The organism is Acinetobacter sp. JADD-222 (genome assembly GCF_049310645.1).
Genome location: NZ_JBMOWI010000005.1, coordinates 182,870 through 191,865 on the forward strand (window position 1 = coordinate 182,870; position 8,996 = coordinate 191,865).

The window sequence follows — 8,996 nt, forward strand, 5'->3', positions numbered from 1 at the left end:
GTTAAAATGAAAAAATAATAAAAAGAGAATTGTTAATAATTACAACCGATTAAAAAATAAAGTTTGCTTTATAAAATATATGAGCGTATAAAGCTTACTTCCAATTGCGGGGTGGAGCAGTCTGGTAGCTCGTCGGGCTCATAACCCGAAGGTCGTTGGTTCAAATCCGACTCCCGCATCCAAAAATATTATGCTCTGTGATGTACCACTTTTCATAATACGAAAATTATGAAAAGCAATTAGCTTATAAATAACCCTATATAAAGCTAAATATTAAATTCTAGACGAACTGTCCATACCCTAAATCTAGCGTTCTAATTACATACCGTAAAATCACATGAGCTCAGTGATGAGTGAATGATTGTGAATATAGTAAATGAGTGGCACATTGCCACAGCCGTAAATGGCAACGAAATTAATGTGAGGATTGTTCCTCATGTGCGTAAACAAAACTCTCTCGATGGATATCGTTGGGTCGAAGTTGGTAAAAAAATTCAACTTCAATCTGGTGAAGAAATTGAGTTAAACCAAGATGGTAAAAGCTTCTATGCCGGGTTTAATCAACTTTATCGTTTAAATACATATTGTTGATAAAACCATGGTAATAAAGCGAGAAAACCTATCTCTTTTAAAGGAGATAGGTTTTTTTATGTCTACAAGTTATATAAATAATTAAAGTTATAAAAAGGCTGAAGTGATTAAAAATAAGTGCATTATTATTTTAATTATATTTAATAACTAAATTAGCCTGCCCGCCAAAACTGGCGACCCATAACCTTAAAGTTTTTACCGTTCTCTTCTGTTACACGTCGGTCTCTAAATTTTTCATTTAAGCTATGCAAAATTAAAGAGCCATCTGCCTCTTTAAAAATCTGTTTAATCATTCCTTCGCCAGCAAAGTAAACCGCATAAATCTCGCCATCAATGACTTCTGTTTGAGAGATATCAATACCCACCAAATCTCCGTCTTTAATGTAGTCGGTCATGCTATCGCCTTTAGCTTTAATAATACGCATGCATTCTTGAGCAACGCGTTTTTCTTTAAAGAATGAAGCAGGGAATGGAATTTTTCCATTAATAGCATCAAAGTGAAATTCAATAGATTCACCTGTCCCGCAAGAAAAGTTAGCTTCTACAACTTCAATCCAGACATATTGATCGGTAGATTCTGCACTTACTACAGTCGGGCTAAATACATCACTTTCTCTAAAAGAATCTTCAGTATTGCCAGTCGTTAACCAATAACCATCCACTCCTAAAAATTGAGCAATTAAAGGAAGAAATGCAGATTTTAAATTTTTCCCTGACTCTAAAGCCTGATAGGCAGGTTGCGACATCTTTACAGCTTCTGCCACTTCAGCCTGAGTTTTTTTGGCTTTAATTCTAGAGTCTTTTAAACGGTCTTTAAGAGCCATAATGGTTACACCAGTAAACTTATAACAAATATATAACTTAAGTTATATCTAGTAAAACAACTATAGTTATTGACTAATAATAACTATAGTTATAATATCAGTTATATCTCAAGATGAATAGAGAAATTTTAAGTGGTGCCTAAGTCTCTATTTATTGCTTTATCAAAGCTTTGAGATGGAAGCTAAATTTATTTTGTTTCTAGAGGTAGCAGAATAAAAGGGAGATAGCTCAATTATTATTTGCAAACAGGCTATCAAAACAAAAATTGGAATAAAAAAAGCCCGATTCCGTGGATCAGGCTTAATGTTCGTCGATAAAGGGTATCAAGAACATGAAGAATTTAACAAAGATTGTGAGACCTAACAAAAGTTTCCGATATACGGCAAAGCCTTATATGAACTTTTTGGTCAAAAAATTAAGGCGTGTAAAAAGCTTAAATCCACAAAATTTAATACTTTTTTACATTTTTAGAAAAGGAAATATTTGTTTATAAATTAGTGGCTTAATTGCATATAGTTTGGTTCTTTATGATTGTTGTACCAGATGAAACGTTTCGAACACACATTTGTAGCCATAGCTTAGCTATATTGCTCAAAGAATGTATCAAAACCTCAAGAATAACAAACGATAAAGACGCCTTACTAACGAGTACATTGAGTTGGAGATAGTGAATGACTACAGCAATGCAGAACAGAGCTAAACAACTTAAAAATGCAAAACGTGGAGGGTATATCCCGACAATTGCCAAAGACGTAAACAAATATAAGGTACAAAAAATAAAAAGGGCACTTGAGGAGGCCAAGCAGATTGTAAATGAGCTTGAAGATGACGCATTCGAATTCGATGATCAAGTCTCTATGCAAAAAGCGATTGGTGCAATCACAGTGATTGAGTTGATTGAACAAGCCTTAAACGGTGCACACTAACAGGCTTTAGCATACAAACATTCTTTCTCGGACCCCTGAAATAAATGGGGTCAAGGATAAGTTCGTCTTGCAATTTAGCGCTGCTTTAAAGCGTTAGTGTTTTTTATTGACTGTAATAAAGAAAACGAAGGGATTAATAAACATTGAAAACCACAAGCTGGTCAACGTGATGAGTTTTCAAGTTTTACCCTTTAGCGCAGGACAAAGTCATGGAAACAGTTTCTAGCAGTGGGTTAGCCACATTTTTAAATTTTTATAGTATTGCAATTATGGTGGCTCTGGCAGTCAGCTTAGTTGTCGCAGTTGTATTGATGATGCGCTTTCCTCGTTCTCCACAAGAATGGATTGTTGCTCTCATCTGTACAGTAGTTTCAAGCCTGACAGGCGGCTCATTCATTATTATGAAATGGAACCTGCATGAATGGGTATCCGATATTTGGGGAATGATCACCCTATCTGGATTTTTCTTCATCTGTGGTTTACCGGGCTGGGCTATTGTGAGATGGATATTTAACTTCATCAATAAACAAGAAGGTAAAACGATTGTAGAGGTTATTAAAGACCTAAAAAAAGCAAAAGATGATCTCCAAAATAGCTAAAGACAGCTTTAAATATAAAGGTAGAATAAAATGAATATTGATCAATATTTAGAAAAAGTTATCAGCCGAGAAGGCGGATATGTTAACCATCCATCAGATCATGGCCATGCGACTAAATTTGGCATTATAGAAGCAGTCGCTCGATCGAACGGATATCAAGGCAACATGCAAGACTTGCCCTTAAGTGTCGCCAAATCTATTTATAAGCAAAAATACTGGCTTGAACCACAGTTTGACCAGATTAATGCGATTAGCCCAGCTATTGCAGAAGAGTTACTGGATACAGCTATAAATTGTGGCATCAATTTTACAAAGCCTTTATTACAACGTGCTTTAAATCTGCTGAATAAGCAGGGGAAGGAAGGTTGGTCAAATCTTGTGGTAGATGGCCAGTACGGACCTCTTACTTTGCAAGCACTGGCTACGTACTTAAATAGACGTAATAAAGAGGGTGAAAAAGTACTCGTGCGCATTTTAAATATTATGCAAGGGCAGCATTATATTGAAATTACCGAGAACAACCCTAAGTACGAAGATTTCTTTTATGGTTGGATATTAAACAGAGTAACACTCTAAAAATGTATTAGAAGAGAACATGTTTAAAGATCTAATGAGTTAAAAAGCCTAACCATGAGTTAAGGCTTTTTAACAAATAATAGGTCGAGCAATGCTTTATTGTGCGATAAGTAAAATGGCAAGTAGAAAGAAAATAGCACCACTAATTTTATTGAGTATCGTGAAGTTATTTCCAGCTAACATTTTCTCTTTGAAAATCGAAGAAAAATTTGCGTAAACTAAATGAATTAAAAAACCAATAAAACAAAAGGTTAAAGAAAGAATTAAAAATTGATTTAAAATCTCTTTCTTGATATCAATAAATTGAGGGAAGAGTGCGATAAAAAATACGATTGTTTTAGGATTAAGCAAAGATGCAAATAGGCCCTGATAAAACAATTTAGATTTACTTACAGCTTTATCTTTTTGTTGATCGGTCATTAACTCTTGGGTTGCAAGTTTTTTAGTGAAGTTTTTATATCCGAGATACATTAAATAAAATGCACCAATAAACTTTAAAACCGTAAAAATAGTAGGGTTGCTAGTAATAATAAGTCCTACACCGCTGGCAGAAATTACAGCAATTACAAACATACCAATAATTAAACCACTTATTCCAAACAAAGCAGTTTTAACACCATAGTTAATTGAATTTGTGACAGTAAATAAAACTCCCGGTCCTGGGCTTAATAGGGTAAGAAATGCTATTGTTATAAATACTAAAAGACCGCTCACGCTGATATATCCTATTTATCAATTGAGGCAAGATTGTGCGGTTACTTTAAATGAGAAAATAATCGTTTTATACAGAAGGTTATGTATATTTAAGCCTTAAATAGATTAAATATTTAAAATATAGATTTGTATAAATAAATAGGGCATATAAAACTATAAAAGTGAAAGCAACATAAACACACAACGTTAAAAATTGAGCATGTTAGTATACTAAGTCTATACCTCAAGAAATCTATAGTATGACGAAAAATGAACGGCAGTTTAAATCTGGCGAGTTTCAATTTTCCTTTTTAGCGTTTAAATATTGGGGTATATGGTTTTTAGCTTTTATTCTAATGTTATTTGCGATGTTACCCTGGGCTATTCAATGGCGCCTTGCTGATTTTCTATCAAAAATAGCGTGGAAATCTTTAAGTTCTCGAAGAAAAACGACACTACGTAATTTACAAGCATGTTTTCCAGAAAAAACACCTTTGCAAATTGAGGCAAAAGCTAAACAGGTTTTTGTTGATACTTTAACGGGTGTATTTGAGGCTCTAAATGCTTGGTATTGCCCAAATTGGTTTAAAAGCCGTGTCCACATAGATGGTTTAGAAAATTTAACCAATAATCAGGAAAATGGCGTACTTTTATTAGGTACCCACAGTACGCTTTTAGATGCAGGTGGAGCGGCGTGTACTTTATTCTTTAATATGGACGTGGTTTACCGACCTCAAAACAATCCGTTTTTAGATTTTCTGATTCATCGTAGTCGTGCGCGAGTGTATAAAAACCAAATTGCTCGAGACAACATGCGTGGACTCATACAAAACCTTAAACATGGTCATGCGATATGGTATAGCCCAGATCAGGATTTTGGCTTAAAACAAAGCGTAATGGCATCATTTTTCGGTATTCAGGCAGCCACTGTTACAGCGCATCGCAGACTAATGGATATCTCAAAAGCAGCAGCCGTGCCTTTATATTTTTACCGTAGTGGTGATATTCGTAATCCGCAATATCATGTTTTAGTAGAACCTAAATTAGAAAATTTCCCAAGTGGCTGTGAAGTCAGTGACGCTGAAAGGGTAAACAAGATTATTGAAAACCAAATTCGCATTGCCCCTACACAATACATGTGGTTTCACCGACGCTTTAAAACACGCCCTGCTGGTGAACAGAAATTCTATTAATGGCGTCAGTAACTCAAGAATTAAAAGTACTTCTTTCAATTAAAATATAGAATATTAGATTTTTAATTGAAAGGATCTTTAATCAAATCAAGATGAAAGATGTTGAGTCAACACTATAAAATTTTTCTTGCTTTAATTATTTTGAATATCGATTGCAAATGATTTTGAAGCGTGTATAGTCGAGCATAACTAACAAAATATTCTTGTCATCATAAATTTCTATTTCGCAGTTTTATTTATAAGTCTTCGGTTCATTCAGATATTTAAGTTTTCACGTCTATTTTTTAGTTAAATTGGTTTCCCCAATAATAAGTTATAATATTTTAAAATTTAGGATAAATATATGTCTACTTCTACTGGTACAGTAAAATGGTTCAATGAAACTAAAGGTTTTGGTTTTATTGCGGCTGATGAAGGTAAGGATATTTTCGCTCATTTTACCGATATTCAAACACAAGGTTTTAAAGTTCTCTTAGAAGGCCAACGTGTTGAGTTTACTGTAGTACAGGGTAAAAAAGGCCCACAAGCTTCAAATATTGTGATTCTTCAGAATTCATAATTTCATAGAGCGACTAGAGTTGTTTTAAATATATTATTTAAATAGAATATGTTTTAAGCTAAAGCGCTTTAGAAGAGTTTAAAAACCCACTCTATGTTGTGGGTTTTTTATAAGTTTTAATTAAACTTATCTTTAAAATAAAAAGCAGAATAAAAATATGCTCTTAAAAGTGCTCTAAATTTTTTGTTAAAATATAACTAATTAGGTGTATGGTACTAAAATGGATATTTGTATTGGCGGTATTTTAGACGGTCAAAAGATAGAAAATCATACTGATGTTTTTAAGATAGAAGAACACTATTCAGACAATAGCTCTCAGTATGTTAAGCAGCATTTTCACCTATTTGGAAAAATTTTTACTTTTTGGGTGTGCGAAGATATTGATTTACAACAGGCAATCAGAAAAGCCGAGCGAATTTTAGCAAATAAGAAAGAACCTCTTTAGTTGTTTGAACTAGAACACTTCCGTGCCTTAATTTGGTTTAAAGATTTTCTTATTAAGTAATAGATATTCTTTATATAAGCTTAATAGAATTCGTTACAGAATTTTTTACAATACTCTTGTGTATGTTACACAGTTTAACATTTTTTCAGTGGTATTTACTAACAATAGTAATAAATTAGGCTTAATCTAAAGTTGTTTTATTTATTGCGCAAATAAAACAAAACCCACTTTAATAATATATTTTATTAAAGTGGGTTATTTATTCAGACGGTCATCATTAATTCAATATACATAATTAAATTATAGATAATATTTTTTTGTTATAAACCTCTCTTAAGAAAGGAAAACATTTTAAATGTTAAGTGAAGTACAACCTAATATTTGTTTTATTGGCAGTAGTAATCTAGCTTTAGCGTTGATAGGAGGGTTGGTTTTAAAGGGGTTTAAAAAAGAAAAAATACACCTTATTGAAGAGAAAAAGATTAATGATACAAATGCTTTGAAGCAAAAAGAAAATGGACTAAAAAAAGCTGAAATCGTTGTTTTGCTACTAGAACCTAAACAGTTAAAAGAGATACTTATACCGCTAAAAAAATGGTTAACTGGTAAAATTATAGTTTCTATGATGGCGGGAGTAGATATTGCAAACTTGACTCGTTTTACGGGTTCGAAAAAAATTGTTCGTGTAATTTCAAATCCACCTGTGCTGACGCATACGGGGACACATGTGCTTATTGCTTCAGAGCAAATGGACCAGCTTGATAAAGACCTAATCGAAATGCTGTACTCTGCAACGGGTCAGACTTTCTGGGCGCTGTCTGAAACGCAGTCAGACGCAATTATTGCTTTGTCTGGTTCGGGGCCGGCTTACTTTTTCTATATTTTAGACAGCATGATAAAGACAGGGGTTTCTTTAGGGCTTGATAAACAATTTGCTCTAGATTTAGCACTCCAAGCGGCTAGTGGCGCAGTTGAAATGGTCCGTAAAAGTAATGTCCCGCCAGCGGATCTGTGTGGCAAGGTGACCTTGGCTAACGGGATTACCGAATCAGCACTCAGAATGTTTGAACTAGGAAATGTATCTGATGATATACGTTTAGCCATGAAGGCCGCATATCATCGTAGTAAAGAAATCACTTCAGAAATTATTACTGAGGTGAGTTAAGTATTCTTTAGCAAACTAGGCCTTTAAAAAGTATTCCCAAATCACGAAGCCTAAACCAAACCCAATAAAAGAGTAGAGAGTAATAATAAAGAATACAAAACTGGCCTTATTTTTTTTCTTCAAAATGTTCATGGCGATGCCTCCAATTCAGATTAATTACATTTTGAAGAAGTGAAGGCTGTAATCATAGATACAGAATTTTTTAAAAAAAATATAACAGAGCTATCATCTGTTATATTTTCTAGGCTTTTCTTTAATAAAGATTTTAAAATCAATAAATTAAAGATTTAACTGTCAGCGTTTAACCTTTTTATTCAATTAGCATTAAATCGGCTGTATTAGCAGATTTGAGAGGGCGTAGGGCAAAGGTCGAACGGGTGTGGCGTATTCCTTTAATTGAATAAAGTTTTTTTCTTAAAAATCGTTCGTAATGGTCAGCATCTTTGACTGCTACTTTAACCAGATAATCATAGTCACCTGTGACGAGATGCGCTTCCACTACTTCAGGTATATCTGCTAATGCTTCACTGAAATTTTCTAGCATTTCGTCATCATGGCGCTCTAAAGTAATTTCAATAAAAAAGACCTCATGAATGCCAATCGCTTTTTGGTTTACGTTTACCGTATATCCTTCAATAATTTTTAAAGTTTCCAGACGTTTCAGTCGAGTCCAGCACGGAGAAGATGAAAGCCCTACTTCTTCGGCCAGTTGAGCTACAGTTAAACGGCCATTTCCACGCAATGCAGATAAAATTTTCCGATCTATACGATCTAGTGTGTATTCTGTTCTGTTCAAAATATAAACCAAAGAAGAATCTTCTGATAAAAATTAATATACTTCATTTTTATGCTGTGAATGTTCAAAAATTTTAAAAAATACAGGAAACATTTTGAGTCAAAGGTACATACACTATTTCTATGCATCGAACCTTTCTGGATAGAGGTTGGGATGGAGCAAAGAGCACTGTTTCAGTAAGGGTGACTAAACAGTGCTCTTTGCGGATTTAATAAAAAGAACAAATATCCTTTTCTAAAGAATGAAATCCTCTAATGTATTAATTGCTGTTTCTAGTTGGTCGTAATGGTGAATTCTTTTATCCGCTACAGTCGAGCAGATAGAAGGATCTGGGTGAAAAAATATAGTTTTCATTCCTGCGTTATTAGCACCCTCAATATCGGCTTTATGATTATCTCCTACAAAAATACATTCATTAGGAGTACAGTCAAGTTCTTTACATGCATACTCAAATATCTGTCTATCTGGTTTTCGCATACCTACGGCTTCTGAGACGATAATTGTAGAAAAAAACGGCTTTGTTGCACAAACCTATCTGTAAAGGCTTTTTCAGCGATATAATTTTCAAATGAAGAAGCCTACACACAAAATCTACCGCACAACCAATTGGCCCGCATATAACCGAGCA

At 33.9% G+C, this 8,996-nt stretch carries 13 protein-coding genes and 1 tRNA gene; 9 read left to right on the forward strand and 5 right to left on the reverse strand.

What is annotated here, in order from left to right:
- Positions 1-105 precede the first annotated feature (105 nt).
- Positions 106-182, forward strand: a tRNA-Met gene (locus ACO6UW_RS07020).
- A 175-nt stretch (positions 183-357) separates the two neighbouring features.
- Positions 358-591, forward strand: coding sequence for a hypothetical protein (locus ACO6UW_RS07025; protein ID WP_002119938.1), 234 nt, complete (start codon positions 358-360; stop codon positions 589-591).
- A gap of 152 nt (positions 592-743) precedes the next feature.
- Here ACO6UW_RS07025 and ACO6UW_RS07030 read toward each other — a convergent pair whose 3' ends face one another.
- Positions 744-1,415 carry an XRE family transcriptional regulator gene (locus tag ACO6UW_RS07030; protein ID WP_002119885.1) on the reverse strand — a complete coding sequence of 224 codons (672 nt, stop codon included), beginning with the start codon at positions 1,413-1,415 and terminating at the stop codon, positions 744-746.
- A gap of 672 nt (positions 1,416-2,087) precedes the next feature.
- Between ACO6UW_RS07030 and ACO6UW_RS07035 the strand changes: the two genes are divergently transcribed.
- The 3 genes from ACO6UW_RS07035 to ACO6UW_RS07045 all read left to right on the forward strand — a co-directional run bounded on the left by ACO6UW_RS07035 (position 2,088) and on the right by ACO6UW_RS07045 (position 3,517).
- Positions 2,088-2,342, forward strand: a complete 255-nt coding sequence (locus tag ACO6UW_RS07035) for a hypothetical protein (RefSeq protein ID WP_002119927.1) — start codon at positions 2,088-2,090, stop codon at positions 2,340-2,342.
- Positions 2,343-2,551: 209 nt separating this feature from the next.
- Positions 2,552-2,941, forward strand: coding sequence for a hypothetical protein (locus ACO6UW_RS07040; protein WP_002119864.1), 390 nt, complete (start codon positions 2,552-2,554; stop codon positions 2,939-2,941).
- 30 nt (positions 2,942-2,971) lie between these two features.
- A complete protein-coding gene (locus tag ACO6UW_RS07045) occupies positions 2,972-3,517 on the forward strand; it encodes a glycoside hydrolase family 108 protein (protein WP_348891841.1) in 546 nt (181 codons plus the stop codon).
- Positions 3,518-3,613: 96 nt separating this feature from the next.
- Here the strand turns inward: ACO6UW_RS07045 and ACO6UW_RS07050 are convergent, their stop codons facing one another.
- Positions 3,614-4,231 carry a LysE family translocator gene (locus tag ACO6UW_RS07050; RefSeq protein ID WP_017399418.1) on the reverse strand — a complete coding sequence of 206 codons (618 nt, stop codon included), beginning with the start codon at positions 4,229-4,231 and terminating at the stop codon, positions 3,614-3,616.
- Positions 4,232-4,470: 239 nt separating this feature from the next.
- Between ACO6UW_RS07050 and ACO6UW_RS07055 the strand changes: the two genes are divergently transcribed.
- The 4 genes from ACO6UW_RS07055 (at position 4,471) to ACO6UW_RS07070 (ending at position 7,572) form a co-directional block, all read left to right on the forward strand.
- Positions 4,471-5,403, forward strand: a complete 933-nt coding sequence (locus ACO6UW_RS07055; protein WP_057062330.1) for a lauroyl acyltransferase — start codon at positions 4,471-4,473, stop codon at positions 5,401-5,403.
- A gap of 343 nt (positions 5,404-5,746) precedes the next feature.
- The gene (locus tag ACO6UW_RS07060; RefSeq protein ID WP_005070223.1) at positions 5,747-5,962 is read left to right on the forward strand and encodes a cold-shock protein; all 216 of its coding nucleotides are present in this window, start codon (positions 5,747-5,749) and stop codon (positions 5,960-5,962) included.
- A gap of 220 nt (positions 5,963-6,182) precedes the next feature.
- On the forward strand, positions 6,183-6,407 hold the full coding sequence (locus ACO6UW_RS07065) for a hypothetical protein (RefSeq protein ID WP_057062331.1): 225 nt from the start codon (positions 6,183-6,185) through the stop codon (positions 6,405-6,407).
- Positions 6,408-6,762: 355 nt separating this feature from the next.
- Complete coding sequence (locus ACO6UW_RS07070; RefSeq protein WP_057062332.1) at positions 6,763-7,572, forward strand: pyrroline-5-carboxylate reductase family protein; 810 nt, start codon at positions 6,763-6,765, stop codon at positions 7,570-7,572.
- Positions 7,573-7,587: 15 nt separating this feature from the next.
- On the opposite strand, the gene ACO6UW_RS07075 is transcribed toward ACO6UW_RS07070, so the two are convergent.
- From ACO6UW_RS07075 to ACO6UW_RS07085, 3 genes are all read right to left on the reverse strand, one after another.
- Complete coding sequence (locus ACO6UW_RS07075; RefSeq protein WP_002117441.1) at positions 7,588-7,704, reverse strand: hypothetical protein; 117 nt, start codon at positions 7,702-7,704, stop codon at positions 7,588-7,590.
- 178 nt (positions 7,705-7,882) lie between these two features.
- Positions 7,883-8,368 (reverse strand): Lrp/AsnC family transcriptional regulator, encoded by a 486-nt coding sequence (locus ACO6UW_RS07080; protein ID WP_031944142.1) that lies wholly within the window; start codon positions 8,366-8,368, stop codon positions 7,883-7,885.
- A gap of 234 nt (positions 8,369-8,602) precedes the next feature.
- The gene (locus ACO6UW_RS07085) at positions 8,603-8,845 is read right to left on the reverse strand and encodes an HAD family hydrolase (protein WP_252316949.1); all 243 of its coding nucleotides are present in this window, start codon (positions 8,843-8,845) and stop codon (positions 8,603-8,605) included.
- Positions 8,846-8,996 lie beyond the last annotated feature (151 nt).

Excerpts from the sequence above, each read along its gene's own strand:
- ACO6UW_RS07025 (WP_002119938.1), top strand. The coding sequence starts at position 358 with ATGATTGTGAATATAGTAAATGAGTGGCACATTGCCACAGCCGTAAAT.
- ACO6UW_RS07030 (WP_002119885.1), bottom strand. The coding sequence starts at position 1,415 with ATGGCTCTTAAAGACCGTTTAAAAGACTCTAGAATTAAAGCCAAAAAA.
- ACO6UW_RS07035 (WP_002119927.1), top strand. The coding sequence starts at position 2,088 with ATGACTACAGCAATGCAGAACAGAGCTAAACAACTTAAAAATGCAAAA.
- ACO6UW_RS07040 (WP_002119864.1), top strand. The coding sequence starts at position 2,552 with ATGGAAACAGTTTCTAGCAGTGGGTTAGCCACATTTTTAAATTTTTAT.
- ACO6UW_RS07045 (WP_348891841.1), top strand. The coding sequence starts at position 2,972 with ATGAATATTGATCAATATTTAGAAAAAGTTATCAGCCGAGAAGGCGGA.
- ACO6UW_RS07055 (WP_057062330.1), top strand. The coding sequence starts at position 4,471 with ATGACGAAAAATGAACGGCAGTTTAAATCTGGCGAGTTTCAATTTTCC.
- ACO6UW_RS07060 (WP_005070223.1), top strand. The coding sequence starts at position 5,747 with ATGTCTACTTCTACTGGTACAGTAAAATGGTTCAATGAAACTAAAGGT.
- ACO6UW_RS07065 (WP_057062331.1), top strand. The coding sequence starts at position 6,183 with ATGGATATTTGTATTGGCGGTATTTTAGACGGTCAAAAGATAGAAAAT.
- ACO6UW_RS07070 (WP_057062332.1), top strand. The coding sequence starts at position 6,763 with ATGTTAAGTGAAGTACAACCTAATATTTGTTTTATTGGCAGTAGTAAT.
- ACO6UW_RS07075 (WP_002117441.1), bottom strand. The coding sequence starts at position 7,704 with ATGAACATTTTGAAGAAAAAAAATAAGGCCAGTTTTGTATTCTTTATT.
- ACO6UW_RS07085 (WP_252316949.1), bottom strand. The coding sequence starts at position 8,845 with ATGCGAAAACCAGATAGACAGATATTTGAGTATGCATGTAAAGAACTT.